Annotated in this window: 20 protein-coding genes; 4 read left to right on the top strand and 16 right to left on the bottom strand. The window is 63.0% G+C overall.

All coding sequences use genetic code 11. From position 1 onward, the window contains the following. The first annotated feature begins 16 nt into the window (after positions 1-16). Positions 17-1864 carry a glutaminase A gene (glsA, locus tag FFI89_RS14045; RefSeq protein WP_138837445.1) on the top strand — a complete coding sequence of 616 codons (1848 nt, stop codon included), beginning with the start codon at positions 17-19 and terminating at the stop codon, positions 1862-1864. Positions 1865-1966: 102 nt separating this feature from the next. On the opposite strand, the gene FFI89_RS14040 is transcribed toward glsA, so the two are convergent. Next, positions 1967-4312: a Tex family protein gene (locus FFI89_RS14040; protein WP_210249116.1), complete on the bottom strand. Its 2346-nt coding sequence runs from the start codon at positions 4310-4312 to the stop codon at positions 1967-1969. A 227-nt stretch (positions 4313-4539) separates the two neighbouring features. On the opposite strand from FFI89_RS14040, the gene FFI89_RS14035 reads away from it, so the two are divergent. Then, the gene (locus tag FFI89_RS14035; RefSeq protein WP_138837443.1) at positions 4540-5796 is read left to right on the top strand and encodes an Hsp70 family protein; all 1257 of its coding nucleotides are present in this window, start codon (positions 4540-4542) and stop codon (positions 5794-5796) included. An 8-nt stretch (positions 5797-5804) separates the two neighbouring features. On the opposite strand, the gene FFI89_RS14030 is transcribed toward FFI89_RS14035, so the two are convergent. The 15 genes from FFI89_RS14030 to FFI89_RS13960 form a co-directional block, all read right to left on the bottom strand. Continuing rightward, positions 5805-6524 carry a class I SAM-dependent methyltransferase gene (locus FFI89_RS14030; RefSeq protein ID WP_138837441.1) on the bottom strand — a complete coding sequence of 240 codons (720 nt, stop codon included), beginning with the start codon at positions 6522-6524 and terminating at the stop codon, positions 5805-5807. Between the two features lie 53 nt (positions 6525-6577). Beyond that, positions 6578-7102, bottom strand: coding sequence for a carboxymuconolactone decarboxylase family protein (locus FFI89_RS14025; protein ID WP_138837439.1), 525 nt, complete (start codon positions 7100-7102; stop codon positions 6578-6580). A gap of 528 nt (positions 7103-7630) precedes the next feature. Continuing rightward, positions 7631-7990 carry a Zn-ribbon domain-containing OB-fold protein gene (locus FFI89_RS14020; protein WP_138837437.1) on the bottom strand — a complete coding sequence of 120 codons (360 nt, stop codon included), beginning with the start codon at positions 7988-7990 and terminating at the stop codon, positions 7631-7633. Further along, positions 7987-9123: a thiolase family protein gene (locus FFI89_RS14015; RefSeq protein ID WP_138837435.1), complete on the bottom strand. Its 1137-nt coding sequence runs from the start codon at positions 9121-9123 to the stop codon at positions 7987-7989. The genes FFI89_RS14020 and FFI89_RS14015 overlap by 4 nt, the downstream gene beginning before the upstream one ends. A 15-nt stretch (positions 9124-9138) precedes the next feature. Then, positions 9139-10305: an acyl-CoA dehydrogenase family protein gene (locus tag FFI89_RS14010; RefSeq protein ID WP_138837433.1), complete on the bottom strand. Its 1167-nt coding sequence runs from the start codon at positions 10303-10305 to the stop codon at positions 9139-9141. Between the two features lie 10 nt (positions 10306-10315). Next, positions 10316-11518, bottom strand: coding sequence for a CaiB/BaiF CoA-transferase family protein (locus tag FFI89_RS14005; RefSeq protein ID WP_138837431.1), 1203 nt, complete (start codon positions 11516-11518; stop codon positions 10316-10318). Between the two features lie 200 nt (positions 11519-11718). Beyond that, the gene (locus FFI89_RS14000; protein WP_138837429.1) at positions 11719-11919 is read right to left on the bottom strand and encodes a hypothetical protein; all 201 of its coding nucleotides are present in this window, start codon (positions 11917-11919) and stop codon (positions 11719-11721) included. Positions 11920-12000: 81 nt separating this feature from the next. Beyond that, positions 12001-13170 carry an acetyl-CoA acetyltransferase gene (locus tag FFI89_RS13995; protein ID WP_138837427.1) on the bottom strand — a complete coding sequence of 390 codons (1170 nt, stop codon included), beginning with the start codon at positions 13168-13170 and terminating at the stop codon, positions 12001-12003. Positions 13171-13227: 57 nt separating this feature from the next. Continuing rightward, positions 13228-13878, bottom strand: coding sequence for a bifunctional 4-hydroxy-2-oxoglutarate aldolase/2-dehydro-3-deoxy-phosphogluconate aldolase (eda, locus tag FFI89_RS13990; RefSeq protein WP_138837425.1), 651 nt, complete (start codon positions 13876-13878; stop codon positions 13228-13230). Beyond that, positions 13875-14810 (bottom strand): sugar kinase, encoded by a 936-nt coding sequence (locus FFI89_RS13985; RefSeq protein WP_138837423.1) that lies wholly within the window; start codon positions 14808-14810, stop codon positions 13875-13877. The genes eda and FFI89_RS13985 overlap by 4 nt, the downstream gene beginning before the upstream one ends. A gap of 33 nt (positions 14811-14843) precedes the next feature. After that, positions 14844-15830 carry a D-erythronate dehydrogenase gene (denD, locus tag FFI89_RS13980; protein WP_138837421.1) on the bottom strand — a complete coding sequence of 329 codons (987 nt, stop codon included), beginning with the start codon at positions 15828-15830 and terminating at the stop codon, positions 14844-14846. 57 nt (positions 15831-15887) lie between these two features. Then, positions 15888-16823 (bottom strand): carbohydrate ABC transporter permease, encoded by a 936-nt coding sequence (locus FFI89_RS13975; RefSeq protein WP_138837419.1) that lies wholly within the window; start codon positions 16821-16823, stop codon positions 15888-15890. Continuing rightward, positions 16816-17775: a carbohydrate ABC transporter permease gene (locus FFI89_RS13970; protein ID WP_138837417.1), complete on the bottom strand. Its 960-nt coding sequence runs from the start codon at positions 17773-17775 to the stop codon at positions 16816-16818. Before FFI89_RS13970 ends, FFI89_RS13975 begins: the two co-directional genes overlap by 8 nt. A 66-nt stretch (positions 17776-17841) precedes the next feature. Then, a complete protein-coding gene (locus tag FFI89_RS13965; RefSeq protein ID WP_138837414.1) occupies positions 17842-19161 on the bottom strand; it encodes an ABC transporter substrate-binding protein in 1320 nt (439 codons plus the stop codon). Positions 19162-19198: 37 nt separating this feature from the next. Further along, positions 19199-20266, bottom strand: coding sequence for an ABC transporter ATP-binding protein (locus tag FFI89_RS13960; protein WP_138837412.1), 1068 nt, complete (start codon positions 20264-20266; stop codon positions 19199-19201). 193 nt (positions 20267-20459) lie between these two features. Here FFI89_RS13960 and FFI89_RS13955 point away from each other — a divergent pair, with 193 nt between their 5' ends. Beyond that, positions 20460-21491: a LacI family DNA-binding transcriptional regulator gene (locus FFI89_RS13955; protein ID WP_138837410.1), complete on the top strand. Its 1032-nt coding sequence runs from the start codon at positions 20460-20462 to the stop codon at positions 21489-21491. Positions 21492-21662: 171 nt separating this feature from the next. Then, on the top strand, positions 21663-23477 hold the full coding sequence (locus tag FFI89_RS13950) for an IlvD/Edd family dehydratase (protein WP_138837408.1): 1815 nt from the start codon (positions 21663-21665) through the stop codon (positions 23475-23477). The last annotated feature ends 60 nt before the right edge of the window (positions 23478-23537 follow it).

The following is a 23537-nucleotide window of genomic DNA, read 5'->3' as shown; positions in this document are numbered from 1 at the left end:
TTGCAAAACGGGGGCGATGAAAGTATCGCCCACCGGCGCCCCGGCCTGGACCAGCTCGAAACCGCCTTTGCTGCGGTTCCTGAACGCCTGTCACGACGATTTCGCCGCAGAGACCGGCGGCGCCGTCGCCGATTACATCCCTGAACTCGGCAAGGCCGACCCTGCCCATTTTGGCATCAGTCTCGCGACCCTCGACGGCCACGTCTACGAGGTCGGCGATACCCAGATTCCCTTCACCATCCAGTCGATGTCAAAACCCTTCGTGTTCGCGCTGGCGCTGGACACGCTGGGCGCCGCCCGGGTGGAAAGCGCGATCGGGGTCGAACCGTCGGGCGACCCCTTCAATTCGATCCGCCTCAACGCCGAGAACCACCCCTTCAATGCCATGGTCAATGCAGGCGCCATCGCCTGCACGGGACTGATCCACGAGGCCAAGGGCGACGGCGCGTTCGAATATATCCGTCAGGCGCTCGGGCGCTTCGCCGGACGCGACCTCGATGTCGATGACGCCGTCTACGCCTCCGAGAGCGCCACCGGCGACCGCAACCGGGCGATCGGCTATCTCTTGCGCACCAACGCCGTGATCAAGGACAACGTCGCCTCCGTGCTGGGGGCCTATTTCCGGCAATGCGCGGTGCTGGTCACCGCGCGCGATATCGCCGTGATGGCGGCGACGCTCGCCAACCGCGGCGTCAATCCGGTGACCGGCGAACAGGTCATGACGCCGTATGCGATTTCGCGGACGCTGTCGGTCATGACGTCATCGGGCATGTACGACTATGCCGGCGAGTGGATCTACCGCGTCGGCATCCCCGCCAAGAGCGGCGTCGGCGGCGGCATTTTGGCGGCATTGCCGGCCCGGCTCGGGCTCGGCAGCTATTCGCCGAAACTGGACAAGCATGGCAACAGCGTGCGCGGCATCAAGGTCTGCGAGGCGCTGTCGTCGCATTACAATCTGCACATGCTCAACCGCAGCGACGATGCCCGCAACAGCATCATCGCCGACTACAACATGGGCAAGAGTCCTTCACGGCGCAGCCGCCGTCCGCACGAGCGGAAAATTCTCGCCGCACATCATCAGGACGTGCTGGTCTATGAACTGGTCGGGGCGCTTTCGCTCTCCAGCGTCGATTATGTCTCGCGTGCGCTGGCGGCAAAGCCGCGTCCGCAATTCGTGATTTTCGACCTGCGCCGCGTCGCCGCGGTCACCCCGGCCGGCGCTCGCCTGTTCGCCGAGGAGTTCCGCGAACTGGCGGCCTATCATGTCACCGTGATCCTGTCCGGCATCAAGCGCGCCTCGCCGGAATGGAAGATGATCGCGGAATGGACCGAGGGTCTCACCAACATCCGCAACTACTATCTGCTCGATGCGGCGATCGAATGGGCCGAGGACCAGGTGGTCTATCGGCACGGCGGCGCGATCGATTTCTTCGAGGCGACCGAACTGTCGGAGCAGTCGCTCCTGGCCGGGCTGACCGACGAGGAACTGACCGACCTCGCCTCGCTTGCTTCGATCAGGGCATATCAGACGGCCGAGAAGATCATCGCGACCGGCGATGACGCCCATTCGCTGTTCTTTCTCAGAAGCGGCGTCGTCCACGTCACCCTGCCCGACGGCATCCGGCTGGCGACGCTGACGGCGGGAATGCCGTTCGGCGAGATGGCGCTGCTGGAGCCGCGCCGCTCCGCCGACGTGGTCGCCGACATGGCGGCGACCGCCTATGAAATTCCGCTGCGCGATTTCGAGCGTTTCCGAAAACAGCACCCGCGCGCCGGCGAGCGCGTCATGCGCAACCTCGCGCAACTGCTGGCCGACCGCCTGATCCTCGCCAACGCCAAGGTCGACCTGCTGACGTCGAGCTAAAGCATGGGGCCAGACACAAAATCGCGAAAACAACCCCATGCAAAGTAGAATGGCGCGCAAAAAGAAGGCCCGGCATCGCCGCCAACCTGATCTCATCCCGCGTTAGCGCGTGCCCCGCCCGTTCTTCTCGGCGGCGCGGCGCAGGGCTTCGGCGAGTGCGCCGCCGCCTGATTGCTCCTGCGGCTTGCGCGGTGCCTGCGACGTCATCGACGCCTTGGAAAACTCGCGCTGCCGGTCTGCCGCCGCAGGCTTGGCGCCCTTGCTGCCGATCTCGTCATCCAGCCGCAGCGTCAGCGCGATGCGCTTGCGGGCGACCTCGATCTCCAAAACCTTGACCTTGACGATGTCGCCCGGCTTCACCACCTCGCGCGGATCCTTGATGAAGGTTTTTGACATCGCCGAGACGTGCACCAATCCATCCTGATGCACGCCGATATCGACGAACGCGCCGAACGCCGCCACGTTGGTGACGGTGCCTTCGAGGATCATGCCGCGCTTGAGATCCTTGATCTCCTCGACACCTTCCTTGAACACCGCGGCCTTGAACGCCGGTCGCGGGTCGCGGCCGGGCTTTTCCAGTTCGCGCAAGATGTCGGTCACGGTGGGCAGGCCGAACGTCTCATCGACGAAGGCCTGCGGCTTCAACTGCCGCACGATCTCGGCGTTGCCGATCAGTGCCTTGATGTCGCTCTTGGTCGCGGCGAGAATCCGCCGCACCACCGGATAGGCTTCCGGGTGCACGCCGGATGTATCGAGCGGATCTTCGCCATCGTTGATCCGCAGAAAACCCGCGCACTGCTCGAACGCCTTGGGCCCCAGCCGCGGCACTTCCTTCAGCGCCTTGCGCGACTTGAACGGACCGTTGGCGTCGCGGTGCTGGACGATGCTCTGCGCCAGACCGAGGCCGATGCCCGACACCCGCGCCAGCAACGGCGCCGACGCCGTGTTGGCGTCAACGCCAACCGCGTTGACGCAGTCCTCAACCACGGCGTCGAGCGAGCGCGCCAGCTTGGTTTCGCCGAGGTCGTGCTGATACTGCCCGACACCGATCGCCTTGGGATCGATCTTGACTAGCTCGGCCAGCGGATCCTGCAACCGCCGCGCGATCGACACCGCGCCGCGCAGGGTCACATCGAGTTCGGGCAGTTCTTCCGATGCAAAAGCCGACGCCGAATAGACCGACGCGCCGGCTTCGGACACCACGATCTTCGACATTTTCAGGTCGGGCAACAGCTTGACCAGTTCGGTGGCAAGCTTGTCGGTCTCGCGCGACGCCGTACCGTTACCAATTGCGATCAGATCGACGCGGTGAGCGACCGCGAGCTTGCCCAGCGTTGCCAGCGCCTCGTCCCACTTCCGCTGCGGCTCGTGCGGATAGATCGCCGTGGTCGCGACCACCTTCCCGGTCGCATCGACGACGGCGACCTTGACGCCGGAGCGATAGCCGGGATCGAGCCCCATGGTAACGCGCGCCCCAGCGGGCGCCGCCAGCAGCAAATCGCGAAGGTTGGAAGCAAACACGCGCACGCCCTCGGTCTCCGCGGCGGTCCACAGCCGCATCCGCAGGTCGATGTTGAGATGCACCTGGATCTTGGTGCGCCACGCCCAACGCGCGGTGTCTACCAACCAGCGGTCGCCCGGGCGGCCCTGATCGCTGATGGCAAAGCGCTGCATGATCTTCAGTTCATAGGTATTGGGCACGGTGCTGCCCGGTACCGGCACTTGCGCATCCGGCATGATCTGCAATTCGAGGATTTCCTCCTTCTCGCCGCGGAACATCGCGAGGATGCGATGCGACGGCAATTTGCTCAGCGACTGGGAGAACTCGAAATAGTCCGAGAACTTCTCGCCCTCGGTCTTCTTGCCCTTGCGCACGGTGGATGCCATCAATCCGGCCGACCACATCTGCTCGCGCAAGCGCCCGATCAGGTCGGCATCTTCGGCAAAACGTTCCACCAGGATAGCGCGGGCACCTTCGAGCGCCGCAGCGACATCCGCCACCTGTTTTTCGGCATCGACGAAACCGGCGGCCACGATTTGCGGATCGTTTTGCGGCTGCGTCAGCAGCAATTCGGACAATGGCTCGAGGCCGGCCTCCTTGGCGATCTCGGCCTTGGTGCGGCGCTTCGGCTTGAACGGCAGGTAGATGTCTTCCAGCCGTCCCTTGCTGTCGGCGGCCATGATCGCGGCCTCCAGCGCGGCGTCAAGCTTGCCCTGCTCGCGGACCGAATTGAGGATCGCGACCCGGCGCTCCTCAAGTTCGCGCAAATAGGTCAGGCGTTCTTCCAGCGTGCGCAGTTGCGCGTCATCGAGACCGCCGGTGATTTCCTTGCGGTAGCGCGCCACGAACGGGACCGTGGCGCCGCCGTCGAGCAGTTCCACCGTCGCGTTGATCTGCTGCTCGCGTACGCCGAGTTCTTCCGCGATTTGTCGATTGATATTTGCCACGCAAACTCTTTCCTGAACCATCGCGGCAGGTGAATCGGCCGCCGCCGGATGCCGCTTATGGACCATCGCCGATTATTTCATCAAGGCGTCACACCAAACAAATTGATCTGTGGATGGACATAGGCAGCGATTTGGCAGGCAATAACAACGGGCTGCCATGACACGACGAGATAAAGGTGGATCGATGGCGCCGTAATGTGTAAACGGACGCTCCTCCTGGAGCTCCCATGTCCATCTGCGGCCTAGATTTCGGAACGTCGAACACGACGCTCGGCACCATTGAAGGCCATGCGCCGGCCCTGGTGGCGCTGGAGGATGGCGAGAGCACGATTCCCAGCGCGATCTTCTACGAGACCGATGGCGCCGTGCTGATCGGCCGCAGGGCCGTGGATGCCTATGTCGAAGGGGCTCCCGGCCGGCTGATGCGGAGCCTCAAATCGGTGCTAGGAACCTCGCTGATCGACGAGACCACCCGGTTGGGCCGCGAGCGGGTCAGCTTTCGCGATGTGATCGCCTATTACCTCGGCGCGGTGAAACGCCGCGCCGAACAGACGACGGGCCGCGAACTCCGTGACGTCGTCCACGGCCGGCCGGTACACTTCGTCGACAACGCCCCCGACGCCGACCGCAAGGCGGAGGAAACCCTGCGCGGAATTGCCCGTGGCATCGGTTTCGACGAGGTCACCTTTCAGTTCGAACCGATCGCGGCCGCACTCGAATATGAGCGCCAGATCGGCTCGGAAGAAGTGGCGCTGATCGCCGACATCGGCGGCGGCACATCAGACTTTTCGATCGTGCGTCTGGGACCGGAGCGCCACGGCAAAGTGAACCGCGCCGCCGACATTCTCGCCAATGACGGCGTCCGCATCGGCGGCACCGATTTCGACCGTCAACTCAGCCTCGGCGCGGTGATGCCGCTGTTCGGCTTCGGCAGCGCCATGAAGCGCGCCGGGCTCGACGTCCCCTCGAGTTATTTCCACGACCTTGCCACCTGGTCGAGCATCAACCGGATGTACGAGCCGCGCGTGATCGCGGACATCCGTCAGGTCCGGCACGAGGCCAGCGAGCCGGAACTGCTCGATCGGCTGATCCGCGTGGTTCACGAACAGCGTGGCCACACGCTGGCGATGGAGGTCGAGGACGCCAAGATCGCGTTGTCCGAAGAGCGCCAGGCGGATATCCCGCTGGAATGGGTGGCGCCCGGATTAGGCGCCGCCATTGGCCGCCCCGATCTCGTCAGCCACACCAGTCAATTGGCCGATCGCATCGCGGCCCGCATCAAGAACTGCCTCACCCAGGCGCGCCTCGCCGCCGGTGACATCGACGCCGTGTTCCTGACCGGCGGCTCGGTCAAGCTCGCCCACGTCCGCAAGGCGATCACCAAAGCGGTGCCGTCGGCCCGCATCGTCGAAGGCGACATCTTTGGTGCGGTCGGCAAGGGATTGACCCTGGAGGCGCTGCGGCGATACGGCCCGGGACGCTGAGTTTCGCATCAGGCAATGGCAGGACGCCGCCATTCCATCACGACGAACCATGGGACGCGCCGAAAATCGTTCCGTCGCGTCGCCTCGCCCGAGACCGGTTCAGGCTCGGCGAAGAACGTCAATTGCAACCCGTGCTTCAGGAGCGCTTCCATATAAGCCGCGAGCGGCCGGTGCCAATTCTCGATGCGTATTCCCGCCCACTCCAGCCAGAACGGAGATTCATCGAGATAGTTGTCGACCGGAAAATGCAGCCGCCGGCCGTCTGCATCCTTCACCCACCCCTGCGCCGCGCAGGCTGAGGTGAAGCCGGTGAGGTTGGCGATCAGCAGCGAACCGCCCGGCTTCAACACCCTCGCCATTTCACCAATCGCGATACTGAAATCGGCGATATCGACCAGCGTGAGATAGCTGACCACCAGATCGAAGCTGGCGGAATCAAATTCGAGGCGTTCGGCGCGGCCGAATCGATAGTCGCCGGCTGGGTCGTGCCGCCGGGCTGTCTCGATCAGTTGCGAGGTCGGATCGATCCCGATCGGGCTCACGCCGGCCGACTTCAGCATTCTACAGAACCGGCCCTCGCCACAGCCGACATCGAGCGCGTTGGAAAACCGGCCGGCGCCGATACGGCCGAGCATGACCGGATCGAGCACATGCTCCCGCGCCCAATCGCCGCGCTCGCCCATGGAGTCGATCCACGCCTGCGCCGAACTCTCCCATCCATTGCTCATGAGGTCAGCGTGTTTTCTCGGGAATCGAAAGCAGCCGGATGTCCACCGGCTGCTCAGACCACTTCCGTCACCGGCTGCATGTCGATGGCGAAAGTTTCCAGGAATTTGGAGGTCATGACGTAGAAGCCGACCGAAAGCTGCAGCTCGACCAGCGCACCTGGAGTGAGCTTGGACGCGATCGCGTGGAAGGTCGCGTCGGTCGGCTTGCGCAGCTTGACGATCTCGTCCGTGAAGGCGAGCGCGGCGCGCTGCACTTCATTGAAGCATTTGGCCGACTGCCAGTTCTCCAGCGCCTCGTTCTGCTCGTCGGTGACGCCGACATTCTTGCCGATCCGCTTGTGCGCGACGATCTCGTACGGCGCCTCGCAAAGGATGCCGGTGCGGGTGATGGCGAGTTCGCGCACGATCGGATCCAGTTCGCCCTTGTTGCGGATCGCCCCGCCCAACCGGCAATATTGTTCGAAATAGCTCGGCGAATGCGCCATCATCCGGAAGATGTTGGCATTGCGGTTCTTGCCGAGAATTTCGCGGGTGCGGTCGCTGGCTTTCGCAGGATCGCTGTAGTCGATACGGGCCATTCTTCACCTTGGGTTTCTTGAGGTTTTTCTGATTTTTGGCGGCCGGATCATGCCCTGCAGCAAGGGACGGATCAACCCACCGAAACGCGGCAATCCGGGGTTGAGACCAGGACTCTGAGCATTCAAGCGACGCCAAAAAACTCCTTCCCGCGCGCACAAACCGGCTACGCGCGAGCCAAATTGCCGCCGTATTGCTGGTCGATTTTGAGACGGTCGATATTCGCTGAGTGGGGACTCATCAAAGCGAATACTCGTCGTGGGGTGTTCCGAGTAAAAACCAAAGGCCGTTGCTTGCGCGTTGTCCGCGCGACGATAGGTCGTGCCCAAGTCTAGGGAGTTAGACATGAAGGAAGCCACCAAAAGGGCAGCCTCGGAAGCGCTCGCGCAGACGCTGGCGGTGACGGCAATGCTCGTCATCGCCGGCGTTGTCTTCTACTGGCGGTGATATCCGCTATCGCAAGTCTGAACGCAACGAAGCAATCCAGACCTTTAACTGTTCCGCGTAGGTCTGGATCGCTTCGTTGCCTTCTACTTCGCTCTCGTGAAGTACGGCACCAGCCTGCCTGCAAACGACTGATATCGCGCGGTGACTTCATCGCCGATGGCGAGATCGTTGTCGCCATGGGCCATCATGCGAAAGCCTTCGGCGGTGTCGATCAGCACGATGTTGTAGGGGACGTGCGCCCGGGTTTCCGGCGTCGCCGCGCGGCAGACCAGCGACGTCGCATAGACCGTCCCTGCCCCGCTGGCGCGTTTCTCGGCCGGCCCCGGCGCACCGCAAGCGGCGCAGAAGCTGCGGTGGAAATACTGCGCCTTCCCGCATGCGCCGCAGGATTGATAGACGATGGCTTCCACGCCCTTGGTCCAGTCGGCGAGTTTGTCGCTCATCGCACCCGCTCCAAAAACATGCTGACATGCGACGACAGCACGCCACCGTCGCCATGCAGCAGCGCGATCGAGGCGTCGCGAACCTGGCGGTTGCCGGCTCGATCAGTCATCTGCAAATGGGTCTCGACCAGATGCGCCATCGCGCCGCCGACGCCGCAATGGCCGTAGCTCAGGAGCCCGCCATGGGTATTGAGCGGCATCGCGCCGTCGCGGCTGAAGTGCCCCGCCCGCACCAGTGAAGCCGCCTCGCCGCGCTTGGCCAGACCAAGATCTTCCAGCAGCATCGCCAGTGTAATGGTAAAACTGTCGTAGACCGCGGCGTAGCGCACGTCGGAGATCGCAAGTCCGGAGGCCGCCTTGGCCTTGGCGATCGCGATCTCGGCGCCGAGTTCGCTCAACGCCGGCGCCGCCGTGACGTGCTGGTGCGTGTGCGCCTGCGCACAGCCACGCACCTGAACGCCGGTCGTGCCGGTGCGCTCGCGGCTGATCACGAACGCCGCACCGCCGTCCGACACCGGGCAGCAATCCAATAGCTTGAGCGGCATCGCCACCGGCTTTGAAGCCATCACGTCGGCGACCGTGATCGCCTCGTGGAATTGCGCGCCGGGATGGGTCACGGCGTGGGACCGCATCAGCACCGCGAATTCGGCGAGATCTTCTTGCGTTACGCCATATTCGTGCATGTAGCGGGACGCGACGAGGCCATAGTAAGCGGGGATCGTCGGTCCCAGCGTCACCTCGTATTCGGGGTGACCGACCTGCGCAAGCGCCTGGATCGAGGCGTCGCGGCTCTGGCCGGTAAGACGGTTCTCACCGCCGACCACCAGCACATGCTTCGCCACGCCTGCATCGACCAGCTGATGCGCCAGCATGGTCATCGCGAGCCCGGTAGCGCCGCCGACCTGTACGGCGTGCGCGTAGGACGGCTGAATGCCGAAATGCTCGGCGAACACGGTCGCCAGCATGATGTGCCGCGACACCGTCGAATAGCCGCACAGGATGCCGTCGATCTCGGATCGCTTCAGCCCGGCATCGGCAATCGCGAGCTCGGCCGCCTTGCTCATGAGATCGAGCGAAGACGAGCCTTCGTGCTTGCCATAGGACGTCAGCCCGACGCCGGTGATGAAGCTCATGGTCGATACATCTTCCTAGTACGACTTCGGCAAGCCCAGCACCCGCTCGGCAATGAAGCTGAGAATGAGTTGCGGGCTGATCGGCGCGATGCGCGGGATCAGGGATTCGCGCAGGTAACGCTCGACGTGATATTCCTTGGCGTAACCAAAACCGCCATGGGTCATGACCGCCTGCTCGCAGGCGTGGAAGCCGGCCTCGGCGGCGAGATATTTCGCGGCATTGGCCGCCGGTCCGCAGGGCATGCCCTGGTCGTATTGCCAGCCGGCCGAGAGCACCATCAGCCAGGCGGCTTCGAGCTCCATCCAGTTTTTTGCCAGCGGATGCTGGATGCCTTGATTCATGCCGATCGGGCGGTTGAACACGATACGGTTCTTGGCATAGGCCGAGGCGCGCGACAGCGCGATCTGGCCGAGGCCGACCGCTTCGGCCGCGATCAGGATGCGCTCCGGATTCATGCCGTGCAGGATGTATTCGAAACCGCGACCTTCCTCGCCGAGCCGATCCTCGACCGGGATCTCGAAATTCTCGAAGAACAGCTCGTTGGAATCGACAGGCTTGCGGCCCATCTTCTCGATCTCGTGCACGGTGACGCGCTTCTTGTCGAAGTCGGTGTAAAACAGGCTCAACCCCTGCGTCGGGGTCTTCACCTCTTCCAGCGACGTGGTGCGCGCCAGCAGCAAGATCTTGTTGGCGACCTGGGCGGTGGAAATCCACACCTTCTGGCCGTTGACGATATATTTGTCGCCCTTGCGCACGGCACGGGTCTTCAACTGCGTGGTGTTGAGCCCGGTATTGGGCTCGGTCACCGCGAAGCAGGATTTGTCGCGGCCGTCGATGATCGGCGGCAGCATGCGCGTGCATTGTTCCTTGGTGCCGAACACCACCACCGGATTGAGTCCGAACACGTTCATGTGCACGGCGGAGGCGCCTGACATGCCGGCGCCGGACTGCGCGATCGTCCGCATCATGATCGCGGCGTCGGTGATGCCGAGGCCGGAACCACCGTATTCCTCGGGGATGCAGATGCCGAGCCAGCCGGCGTCGGCCAGTGCGCGGTGGAAGTCCGCGGGATAGCCGCCCTCCTTGTCCTTCTTCAGCCAATAGGCATCGTCAAACCGCGAACAGATTTTGCCGACCGCATCACGGATCGATTCCTGGTTGGCCGAAAGCGCGAAATCCATCTGACTTGTCCTATGTGTTGGGTATGGCTTTGGTGACGCCGTCGCGCACCAGTGCGGTGATTTCCTCGGGCGTGAAGCCGGCTTCCCGCAAGATTTCCGCGCTGTTCTCGCTGAGGCGCGGCGCCAGCCGTTTGGTCTCCACCGGCGTTTCCGAAAACCGCGCCGAGGGCCTCATGTTGCGAATACGCCCCTCGGTCGGATGGTCGATCACGGGAAAGAAATCGGTGGCGACGATGTGCGGGTCTTGCAGCAGGGTTTCGAGATCGTGCATCGGCATGACCGGCACATCCGCCTTCTCGAGGATGTCGCTCCACTCGGCGGTGGTTTTGGTTTCCAGAATGCGCGCCAGTTCCGCATAGACGATATCGATGTTGACGGCGCGGCCGGCAAAGGTTGCAAATTTCGGGTCGGTCCTGAGATCCTCGCGGCCCGTCGCAGCGAAGAAGTTCTGCCACTGCTTGTCGTTATAGACGATCACGCAGATGTAGCCGTCGGAAGTCTTGTAGGGCCGCCGGTCCGGCGACAGATGCCGCGCATAACCGCCCTTGTCGAGCGGCGGATCGTAGGTCAGTCCGCCCATGTGGTCGCCCATCACGAAACCGGCCATGGTCTCGAACATCGGGATGTCGACGCGCTGGCCGCGGCCGGTGCGGTCGCGATCGACCAGACTGGCGCAGATCGCGCCAACTGCCGTGAGACCGACGATGCGGTCGACCAGCGCATTGGGGACATAACGCGGTACGCCGTCCGAGGTCTGCGCCATCAGCGCCGGCAGCGCGGTAGCGCCCTGGATCAGGTCGTCATAGGCGGGTTTTGCCGCATAGGGTCCGTCCTGTCCGAAACCGAACACGCCGGCATAGATCAGCCGCGGGTTGATTTTCGACACCACGTCGTAGCCGAGTTGCAGCCGCGCCATCGCCTGCGGGCGCACATTGTAGACCAGCACGTCGGCGGTTTTGATCAGCCGCAGCACGGCGTCGCGTCCGGCCGGCTTCTTCAGGTCGAGGCAGATCGATCGCTTGCTGCGGTTGGTATTGAGGAACACCGGTCCCATGCCGGGATGGCGGGTCGGACCGATCTGCCGCGTCACGTCGCCATCGAGCGATTCCACCTTGATGACGTCGGCACCGTAATCGCCGAGCATCTGGGTGGCATAGGGCCCCATCAGCACGGTCGTCATGTCGATGACCTTGATGCCCTCTAACGGTCCCATGGTCCCATTCGCTCCCGGATGTTGTCGTTCCGGTCTAGTAACGGGAGGTTTCCGGGAAGATCAAGGGCGCCCCGCGTATGGGCGTATGCGTTGAAGATTCGTAGGGTGGGCAAAGCGCAGCGTGCCCACCATGCCGCGACACACGCGAAGGTGGTGGGCACGACGCAAGTACGCCTTTGCCCACCCTACGGACCTCGTCGCTACTTCTTCAACCTGGCGTCGCGCTCTTTGATCAGCCTTTCGAGCTCTTCATTCTGCTGACTGATGCGGTCAGCGACACGCTCTTCGCTTCGTTCGCCTGAAACACCGGCGGCCTGTTCGACAAGCTGCCTGATGTTGTCCTGAAGGATTGCAATCCGGTCGCTGAGTTCGGACAGTGAGAGCGAGCTTTCGTTGCTCATGAAGCGTCCTCCAGGAACTTGCCAGACCGCAAGGTGGGCACGGCGCAAGCGTGCCTTTGCCCACCCTATCCAAACCGCCGGTTACTTCGCGGGTTCCAGCACGGAGACGTAATTCGCCACCGCAGCACCGCCCATGTTGAAGATGCCGGCAAGCTTGGTGTTCTTGAGCTGCATGCCCTCGGGCGCCTGGCCGACGAGTTGCATCGCGCTCATCACGTGCATGGAAACGCCGGTGGCGCCGATCGGGTGGCCCTTGGCCTTCAATCCGCCGGACGGATTGACCGGCAGCTTGCCGTCCTTCTGAGTCCAGCCTTCCTTGATGGCGCGCGCGCCCTGCCCGCGCGGCGTCAGGCCCATCGCTTCGTACTCGATCAGTTCGGCGACGGTGAAGCAGTCGTGGGTTTCGACGAACGACAGATCGGAAAGCGTCACGCCAGCCTGCGCCAGCGCGCGCTGCCAGGCGACCGTGCAGCCTTCGAACTGCAGGATGTCGCGCTTCGACATCGGCAGGAAATCCTGCGCGTGCGCGGTGGCGCGGATGTTCACCGCCTTGCCCATCGTTTTCGCCGTTTCGGCGTCCGTCAGAACCAGCGCCGCCGCGCCGTCCGATACCAGCGAACAATCGGTACGCTTCAGCGGACCGGCCACGAACGGGTTCTTTTCGCTTTCGGCGCGGCAGAACTCGTAACCAAAGTCCTTGCGCATCTGCGCATAGGGGTTGGCGACGCCGTTCTTGTGGTTCTTGGCCGCGATCATCGCCAGCGCATCGGACTGGTCGCCATATTTCTGGAAATAGCTCTGCGCGATCTTGCCGAACACGCCGGCGAAACCGCCGACGGTGTCGCCATCCTCTGGCAGATAGGACGCCTTCAAGAGGTTGCGCCCGATCTCCGCTGCCGGCGTCCGCGTCATCTGCTCGACGCCGACCACCAGCACGATCTTGGCGGCCCCGGCCGCAATCGCCCGGATGCCCTGATGCACGGCGGCCGAACCGGTGGCGCAGGCGTTCTCGACCCGCGTGGTCGGCTTGAAGCGCAGCGCCGGATCGGCCTGTAGCACCAGCGAGGCGGTAAAATCCTGCGGCGAGAAGCCGGCGTTGAAATGCCCGAGTACGATTTCGTCGACATCGGCTGCGGAAATGCCGGCGTCCGCCAGCGCTTCGGTCGCAACCTTCACCACGAGGCTTTCGACGGTTTCCGCGTCGAACTTGCCGAATGGCGTGTGCGCCCATCCCACGATGCTGGCAGTCATGGTCGTTCTCCCTTCAAACTGTTTCGGACGGCTTTGTAGCCTATCGGCCAAAAGACTTCACGCCGGTTTCAGCAATTTCATGGCCCGCGCGCACATGGCTGAAATGCCAGCCCAGTTGCCGGAGCGGACATCCGCCGGCGGGCACAGCCAGGAACCGCCGACCGCCAGCACATTGGGTTCGGCCAGCCAGGCCGCCGCATTGGCCTCGCCGATGCCGCCGGTCGGGCAGACCCGAACGTTCGGAAACGGCCCCGCCAGCGCCCGCAGTGCCTTGATACCACCGGACTGCTCGGCCGGGAAGAATTTGACGATGTCGAGACCGTGCGCCAACGCCTGCATCAGCTCAGAGGCGGTCGCGATCCCCGGCGCGAACGGCAAGTCGCCTGCGGCTGCGGCCTTCAAAAGGTCCGGCGTGCCGCCTGGGCTGATACCGAATCTAGCGCCGAGTGCTTTGGCCCGCTCCAGATCGTCGGCGTTCAGGATCGTGCCGATGCCGACGATGGCGTCCGGCACCTCCGCAATCATGGCTTTGGCCGCCTCGATCGCGACCGGCGTCCGCAAGGTGACTTCGAGGACGCGGACGCCTCCGGCAACCAGCGCCTTGGCCAGCGGCACGGCATCCTCTCGCCGCTCGATGGTGAGCACCGGGATCACGGTCGCCGCCTTGAAGAGATCGGCGAGTTTTTGCTGCCTGGATGCTGCGGTCATGGGGAAGCCCTGGTGAGTCCTGAAATCAATTCCGCCGGCATCGCCGTCTTCGGGATGATGGCACCGGGATGGCATACCACAACGCCGGCCAGACGGTGTCCGGCGCGGGCAGCATCCAGCGGACCGGCGCCCGCCAGACGGGCGGCGGCATAGGCCGCCGCAAAACTGTCACCCGCCGCCGTGGTGTCGACCACGGGCGCGGTCACCGGCTCGGCCCTGATCTGGTGCAGCACACCTGCGATCCGCAGGATGCTTGCGGGTTCGGAAAGCTTCAGCACCACCTCCCCGCCGGGAATGCGCGCCAGCAGGGCGTCATGGTTTTCACCGGGATAGAGCGGCAGCAGGTCCTCGGTCGAGGCGAGCACGATATCGGCGATCTCAAACGCATGCCGAAAGACGCGGCGCGCGAGGTCGAGATCGGGCCAGCCGCGGGCGCGGAAATTGGTGTCGAAGGCAAACCGCGCGCCGGCTTCACGCGCGCGTTGCAGCGCCGTGAACAGGCGCCCTCGTCCCTCTTCGCCGTACAGCGACAGCGTGATCGCCGAGAGATAAACGACGTCGTAGCTCGCCAGCGAATTCAGGACGTCAGGGGTTTCCGGCAGATCCATCAGGCTGCGCGCGGCCGCACTCTCGCGCCAGTGGAAGAACCGCCGTTCCCCGTTCACGTCGGTCTCGATCAGGTAGAGGCCCGGCAGTTTGCCGCGTAGCCGCAACACCCGTGTCGTGCCGACGCCTTCCGCCGCCCAGCCGGCGATCATCTCGTCGCTGAGAGGATCGTCGCCGAGCGCGGTGATGTAATCGACGCCGGCGCCGAGCCGGGCGAGATAGACCGCGGTATTGAGCGTGTCGCCGCCATAACCCCGTGAAAACAGGCCGCTGCCGGCCTGTTTCAACTCGACCATACATTCGCCGATGCAGGCTACTTTGGTCATGACCGCACCTGCGAGAACAGCCGTGACGTCACGTCAGGCCGCGAACTTGCCGCCGAGTTCATCCTCGATGTGAATCCGGATGATATCGTCAAAGGTCTTTTCGGCGGTGGTGAAGCCGAGCTTGAGCGCGCGATCGGTGACGAAATCGCGCGGCCAGCCGCTGACGATGCCGATGATGGTCGGATCCGGGACCCGCTTGATGCGCGCGGTGACGTTCTTGCCGGCGACGCGATCGAGGGCTGCGATCTGTTCGCCAACCGTCACCGACATCCCGGGCATGCTGAGGTTACGGCGTGCGCCCATGGCGTTGAGGTCCATGGTACCGGCGTGAACCAGAAAGCCGACCGCCGATTTCGGCGAGGCGTGCCAGTGCCGTACGTCGTCGGAGACCGGCAGCAGCGCCTCCTCGCCCGCCAGCGGCTCGCGGATGATGTTGGAGAAGAAACCCGAGGCCGCCTTGTTCGGCTTGCCCGGCCGCACGCAGATCGTCGGCAGGCGGATGCTGATGCCGTCGAGCAGGCCCTTACGGGTATAGTCGTTGATCAGGAGTTCGCAGATCGACTTCTGCGTGCCGTAGCTCGTCAGCGGCGTATGGAAGAATTCGTCGCCGATCTTTTCCGGGAACGGCGCGCCGAACACCGCGATCGAGGACGTGAACACCAGCCGCGGCTTGTAGCCGGCGCCGACGGCGCGGATGGCATCGATCAGATAGCGCGTGCCGTCGAGGTTGATGCGATAGCCCTTGTCGAATTCGGCTTCGGCTTCGCCCGAGACGATCGCGGCGAGATGGAAGATCACATCCGGCCGGTGCGCGATCAGCGGCGTCGCGGCGCCGGCATCGGCGAAATCGGAGGCCACCACCGTGATCGGGATCGATGCGTTGGCGGGCTTGGTGGGAGCCACCACGTCCTGCAAGGTCATGCGGGTGATATCGTGCTTGCCCAGGCGGCCGTCGCGCAGCAGCCGTTCGGTCAATTTGCGGCCGACCATGCCGGCGGCACCGAGAATCAGAATGTGCAAGACCCGTCTCCTTTTTGAACGTTCTTATTAGACTTGGTTAGACTTGGGCCCTGGCGCTCACTCCTTCACCGCTCCCGTCATCGCCGACACATAATGTTCGACGAAGAAGGCGTAAAGGATAACCAGCGGCAGCGAGCCCGCCAGCGCGCCCGCCATCAGCGAACCCCAGCGATAGACGTCGCCGTCGACGAATTCGTTGACGATCGCAACCGGCACCGTCTTGTTGGAGGTCGATTGCAGGAAGGTCAGCGCGTAGATGAACTCGTTCCAGCACAACGTGAAGCAGAAGATGAACGCCGAGATCAGACCGGGGATCGCCAGCGGCAGCACGATCTTGATCAGAATCTGCCAGCGGCTGGCACCGTCAATCAGCGCACATTCCTCCAGTTCGAACGGGATGGTCTTGAAGTAGCCCATCAGCAGCCAGGTCGAGAACGGAATCAGGATGGTCGGATAGGTCAGGATCAGCGCCATCGGCGAGTCGAACAGGCCGTACTGGAACACAACGGTGGCGAGCGGAATGAACAGGATCGAGGGCGGCACCAGATAGGACAGGAAGATCAGACCGCCGACCCAATGGGCGCCCTTGTAGCGCAGCCGCACGATGGCATAGGCCGCGAGCACGCTGGCGACGATCGAGAGAACGGTGGCACAGACCGCGACATACATCGTGTTCCAGAGCCAGTGCGGATAATAGCTCTCGAACAGCAGCTTGTGGATGTGCTTGAAAGTCGGATTCCAGGTCCAGAACGGGCTGTATGTTTCGAGATCGATCAGTTGCTCGTCCGGTTTGATCGCGGTCAATCCCATCCAGTAAAATGGAAACAGCAGGACGAACACAATGATCGACAGCGGCAGATACAGCGTCACGATCCGGCGCGGCACCGATTGCAGATAGCTCATGCCCTCGCTGTGATCGTCCTTCGCGACCGTCGGCGAAGAGCCTGAGAGCACAGCCTTGAGATCGATCCGCGAGGTCGGAAGATCAGTCATTGCTTTCACCCTGCTGCCACTTGCGGCGCTGCAGCCCAAACCATGACACCATGATCGCGGCCAAAAGGAACGGGATCATTGCGCTGGAGATTGCGGCCCCCTCGCCCAACTGACCCGCGATGATCGCGCGCTGGTACGACAGGGTCGCCATCAGATGCGTGGCGTTGACCGGACCGCCCCGCGTCATCGCCCAGATCAGCTGGAAATCGGTGAAGGTGAACAGCACTGAGAACGTCATCACGACTGCGATGATCGGGGTCAGCAACGGATAGGTGATGTAGCGGAACAATTCCCACCTGCTGGCGCCGTCCAGCGTCGCGGCCTCATACAGCGAGGGCTGCACGGTCTGCAGGCCGGCCAGCAGCGTGATCGCAACAAAGGGAACGCCGCGCCAGATATTGGCGAAGATCACGCAAACGCGGGCCCAGGTCGAGTCGCCGAGAAAATTGATGTTCTGGGTGATCAGCCCCATATGCTTCAGCGACCATGAGATGATCGAGAACTGCGAATCGAAAATCCACCAGAAGGCCAGCGCCGACAGCACGGTGGGGACGATGAAGGGGATCAGTATCATCGCCCGCAGCATCGCCTTGAACGGCATGTTCTCGTTCAACAGCAGCGCAAGATAGAGACCGATAGCAAACTTAATCGCACTCGCAATGAAGGTGTAGAGCAGCGTGTTGAACACCGAGAGCCAGAAGATCGAGTCATCCCAGAGCCATTGGTAGTTCTCGACGCCGATGAACTCACCGGGCCGCCCGATCTTGGCGTCCGTGAACGAAATCCAGATGCCCAGTCCCAGCGGATAGGCCAGGAAGAAAACCAGGAATCCCATCGCCGGCAACATGAACCAGAAGCCGAGCCAGTTGCGGTTGGTCTTGATCTGGTCCCACCTCGTGGCCTCGCGGATCTGCGGCTTGGCTATCCGTGGTTGGAGTGCGATGTCGGCCATGGGCGATGTCCCGATTAAATTGTCGTTGGAGCGGGCGAAGATCGACTTTCGCCCGCTCCAGTACGATCAGCGATAGATGCGCTTCAACTGCCGCTCGGCTTCTGCCATGGCGGTCTTGGTATCCTTGGCGCCGGTGCAGTAGTTGGCAAACATGTCGACCACGATGAAGTCGGCGATTGCGGTCGCCGCCTTTTCGCCGGGCGTGCCGATGCCGGAAGCCGGCAGCGCGCGCTTGCTGGCCTGGCTGAACACCTGGTTCTTCGGATCGGCGGTCCACACCGGAGCCGAGTCGTAGGCGTTGAGCGTGTGGGTCAGATAGCCCCGCGCACCCGACAGCCACTTCTCGAAGTTGTCCTTCTCCAGCATGAAGGCGGTAAACGCCTTCGCCGCATTCGGATATTTGGTGAAGTTGAAGGCGAGAATCGGAACCGCAAGCTGCAGTTCGGTCGGCTTGCCGATCGGGCCAACCGGATACAGCGCGTGGTAGGTGTCCTCGGCGAGATCCTTCATCTTCGGATCGTCTTTTTCGGCGACATAGATCGAGATGCCGTTGGCGGTGCAATAGAGTTCGCCGGCCAGGAACGCCTTGTTGTTCGAGCCGTCGTTCCAGGAGGCTACGCCGGGAATGAAGCTATCCGAGAGCTGCTTGCAGTATTCCAGCGCCTTCGCCGTTTCCGGCGAGTTGATGATGACTTTGTCGTCCTTGTCGACGGTCCAGGCGTTGTGGCCCCACAGGATCCAGTGCAGCCAGCCGTTGGCGTCGCCCGTAGCGTGACCGAGGGCGAAGCCCGCCGGGGTGTTGTTGGCCTTCAGCGCCTTGCACATCGCAAGGAAGCCCGGGAAGTCCTTGGGGAATTCCTTGAAGCCGGCCTTGTCCAGCGCCGACTTGCGGTAGGTCATGTAGCCGCCGATGGTGGCGACGGGGATACCGAGCCAGTCGTTGCCAAGCTTGCAGGTCTTGGCAGCAGCCTCGGTCCATCCGCCGTATTTCTTGCCGAGGTAATCGGCAACGTCGTTCATCTTCAGCACTTTGGTCGGGAACAACTGCGGCAGCGTGTGCAGTCCCCACGCCATATCGATGCCCGATCCGGTGTTGGCGGCAACGGAAGCCTTCGGCTGCACGTCCTCGAAGGACTCACTGAACACGTTCATCTGGGTGCCAGTCGCGGTCTGGAATGCCGCCACCATCGCGTTGAACGCTTCGTCTTCCGCCGGCACGAAGCGCTTCCAGCGCATCACCGTCAGCTTGGCGCCCGGCTCCGCTTTCCACGGCGCGGTCTGCGCCCAGGCCTTGGCGAATTCGAGCAGTGCCGGCCCGGTCAGCGCGCCGGCGGCCGCCAGCGCGGTGCCGCCCTGAAGCAGAGAGCGGCGAGTAAAGTCATTCATGGTCCATCCTCCCGTTGAATTATTTTTTGATTATCACTCAGCCATTCAATCGCTTGCCGGTGGCCTCGTCGAACAGATGCACGAGCGACGGATCCGGCTTGAGGCGAACCTTGTCGCCCGGACTGAATTGATGCCGCTCGCGGAACACGGCCACCACCTGCTCGCCGCCGAGCTTGGCGAAAACCTGGGTTTCCGAACCGGTCGGCTCGACCACGACGATCTCGGCTTCGGCGCCGTCATCGGCAATGGTGAAATGTTCGGGCCGCACGCCATAGACGGCCGCCTGGCCGTCGGAATTGGCGGGCGCGGAGGCCAATGGCAGCTTGACGCCGTTCGGACCTTCGAAGAAGGCACTGCCGTTGACCTTCACCTTGCCCTTAAGAAAGTTCATCGCCGGCGAACCGATAAAGCCCGCGACGAACTGGTTGGCGGGGGTGTCGTAAAGCTCAAGCGGCGTGCCCATCTGCTCGACGATACCGTCATGCATCACCACGATCTTGTCGGCCATGGTCATGGCCTCGATCTGGTCGTGGGTGACGTAGACCGTCGTGGTCCGTAGCCGCTGGTGCAGTTCCTTGATCTCGGTGCGCATCGCGACGCGCAGCTTGGCGTCGAGGTTGGACAACGGCTCGTCGAACAGGAACACCTGCGGATCGCGCACGATGGCGCGGCCCATGGCGACGCGCTGGCGCTGGCCGCCCGACAATTGCCGGGGATAGCGCTCGAGCAGCGGCGTCAGCGCCAGGATTTCCGCGGCGCGGCTGACGCCCTTGGAGATTTCGTCGTTACTGGCGCCGCGCAGCTTGAGCGAAAAGCCCATATTGTCGGCGACGGTCATGTGCGGATAGAGCGCGTAGTTCTGGAACACCATCGCAATGTCGCGCTCTTTGGGCTGGACATTGTTGACGACGCGTTCGCCGATCGAAATCGTGCCCGAGGTGATGTTTTCCAGACCTGCGAGCATCCGCAGCAAGGTCGACTTGCCGCAGCCGGAGGGGCCGACCAGCACGACGAACTCGCCGTCCTCGATCGGAATCGACACGCCGTGCAATACTTCAAAATTGCCGAACGACTTTCGCACGTCGCGAATCTGTACCGACGACATCGGAATTCTCTCCCCTCATTTTGTGTTTTCTGGCGCATACACCGGAAGGCGACGCCATGCTGTCTTTTTCGACGCTAACGCCCGGTCGAATTCAACGGGCGCTATCATCTGCAGTTTGGGCGTTTTTAGCAATCCGATGGTAGCGCTGTCAATAATTGTTCAAACGTCTAATGCATTGTGATAAGAGCGCTGCATGGGACGAAAAACGACAAAGTCCGGCAAAATACGCCTCACCGAGGTCGCCAAGCTCGCTGGCGTCAGTCCGATCACGGCATCCCGGTTTTTCAGGAACCCCGAAGCGCTGTCGTTGAGCAAGCGCGAGCGCGTCGATAGTGCGGTGAAGGAACTGGGTTACGTGCCCAATCTTGCGGCACGCGCGCTGGCCTCGCACCGCACCGAAGTGATCGGCGTCGTCATCCCCTCGCTCACCAACAACGTGTTCGCCGACGTCCTGCGCGGCATCTATGATTCCCTGGAAGGAAGCCGCTACAGCATTCAGCTCGCCAACACCCGCTACAGCATCCTGCAGGAAGAGAAGCTGCTGCGGCTGTTTCGCGCCCAGAAGCCGGCGGGGTTGATCGTGACCGGCATCAACCAGACCGCGGATTCCCGCGCGATCCTGGAGTCGATGAATTGCCCGGTCACGCAGATCATGGAAATCGGCGACGCTCCGGTCGACATGATGGTCGGCTTTTCGCATTATGACGCAAGTTCTGCGGCGATTTCACATATTCTCGCGCAAGGCCGCCGGCGGATCGGATTTCTCGGCGCGCGAATGGACCCGCGCGTACAGCGGCGGTTCGAAGGGTATCGTGATGCCATGAAGGCGGCCTCGCTCTTCGACCCCAACCTGATCGTCACCACCTCCGTACCGACCACGGTCACGCTTGGCAGCACGCTATTCGCTGACCTCGTCGCGCAATCGCCTGACATCGACGCGGTCTTCTGCGTCAACGACGACCTGGCGCTCGGGGTGCTGTTCGAATGCCAGCGCCGCCGGATCTCGGTTCCGCGCGATCTGGCGATTGTCGGCTTCAACGACCTCGAATTCATGGCCTCCGCCGTCCCGTCGCTGACCAGCGTGCGTACCAACCGGTATGAAATGGGCCGGCACGCCGTCACCATGGTGATCGACGCGATCGAGGGACGGCGCCCCGAGGTCCCGGTCCTCGACCTCGGTTTTCAACTCATGGTGCGCGAAAGTTCGATCGTGCAGGACACTTGATCGCCGCAGGACACGGCGTCTGGCCGATGATGATCAGAAAATGGTAGCGCTATCTTTTGTGTCGAACTAAGATTGCGGCGGGCTTGCATTTGCAGCGGTCGAAATTCTGGGCAAGGTGCGGCCCGCCGCCAAATTCTGAGCTCTCTTCAGTTTGCAGTGCGGGAGGAACCAATGAAAAAAACCGACAACAAGACTAACGGCAAAGGCCGAAAACTTCGCTCGCTGGAGTGGTTCAACAATCCGCATAACCCGGGAATGACCGCGCTCTATCTCGAGCGCTACCTCAATTACGGCCTGACCCGCGAGGAATTGCAGTCCGGCAAGCCCATCATCGGCATCGCGCAGACCGGCAACGACCTGTCGCCGTGCAATCGCCACCATCTGGAGCTGGCGCACCGGGTGCGCGAGGGCATCCGTGCCGCCGGCGGCATCGCGATGGAATTCCCGACCCACCCGATCCAGGAGACCGGCAAGCGCCCGACCGCGGCACTCGACCGCAACCTCGCTTACCTCGGCCTGGTCGAAATCCTGTTCGGCTATCCCCTCGATGGCGTGGTGCTGACGACCGGCTGCGACAAGACGACGCCGGCCTGCCTGATGGCGGCGGCAACCGTCAACATGCCGGCGATCGTGCTCTCGGGCGGACCGATGCTGAATGGCTGGTTCAACGGCGAGCGCACCGGTTCCGGCACCGTGGTCTGGAAGGCCCGCGAACGGCTCGCCGCCGGCGAGATCGACTACAACCAGTTTATCGACATCGTCGCCTCCTCCGCCCCGTCGGTCGGCCACTGCAACACCATGGGCACCGCCTCGACAATGAACTCGCTTGCGGAGGCGCTCGGGATGTCGCTGCCGGGATGCGCGGCGATCCCCGCGCCCTATCGCGAGCGCGGCCAGATCGCCTACGAGACCGGCATGCGCATCGTCGACATGGTCTGGGAGGACCTGAAGCCTTCCGACATCCTGACCCGCAAGGCGTTCGAAAACTGCATCGTCGTCAATTCGGCGATCGGCGGTTCGACCAACGCGCCGATCCATATCAACGCGCTGGCGCGGCATATCGGCGTCGAACTCTCGATCGACGACTGGCAGAAACACGGCCACGAGATTCCGCTGCTGGTGAACATGCAGCCGGCCGGATTCTATCTCGGCGAGGAATATCACCGCGCCGGCGGTGTACCGGCGGTGGTGCGCGAATTGATGGCGCACAAACTGATCCACGAAGACGCCGTCACGGTCAACGGGCGTACCATGGGTGACAACTGCCGCGAGGCGCCCAAGCCCGACGGCGACGTGATCTGGAGCTACGACAAGCCGCTGGTAAAGGACGCCGGCTTCCTCGTCCTGCGCGGCAATCTGTTTGATTCCGCGATCATGAAGACCAGCGTGATCTCCAAGGAATTCCGCGACCGCTACCTTGTGAACCCAAAGGATCCGAACGCATTCGAGGGCCGCGCCATCGTGTTCGAGGGGCCGGAGGATTATCACCACCGAATCGACGATCCCGCGCTTGATATCGACGAGCATTGCATCCTGTTCGTCCGCGGCACCGGGCCGATCGGCTATCCCGGCGGCGCCGAGGTGGTCAACATGCAGCCGCCGACCGCGCTGATCAAACGCGGCATCCTCTCGCTGCCCTGCATCGGCGACGGCCGGCAGTCCGGCACCTCGGGTTCGCCCTCGATCCTCAACGCCTCGCCGGAGGCTGCCGCCGACGGCGGGCTGGCGATCCTCAAGACCGGCGACAAGGTTCGCATCGACCTCAACAAGGGCACCGCTAATATCCTGATCCCGGATGCGGAGGTCAAAAAACGCCACGCCGATCTGAAGGCGAAGGGCGGCTTCCCCTACCCGGCCAACCAGACGCCGTGGCAGGAACTCTATCGCTCCACCGTCGGCCAGCAGTCCACCGGCGCCTGCATGGAGCTGGCCACGCGCTATCACGACATCGCCGGCACGGTCGGTGTCGCGAGAGATAATCACTAAGCAACCGCCGTCATTGCGAGCGAAGCAATCGCCGCTTCCGCCTTCGCTCTTCCAGCTACG

The sequence above is a fragment of the Bradyrhizobium sp. KBS0727 genome (assembly GCF_005937885.2).
In the GTDB taxonomy this organism is placed as follows: domain Bacteria; phylum Pseudomonadota; class Alphaproteobacteria; order Rhizobiales; family Xanthobacteraceae; genus Bradyrhizobium.
Note: the sequence above shows the minus strand (reverse complement) of the source record. Positions and strands in the feature narration are given on the sequence as shown.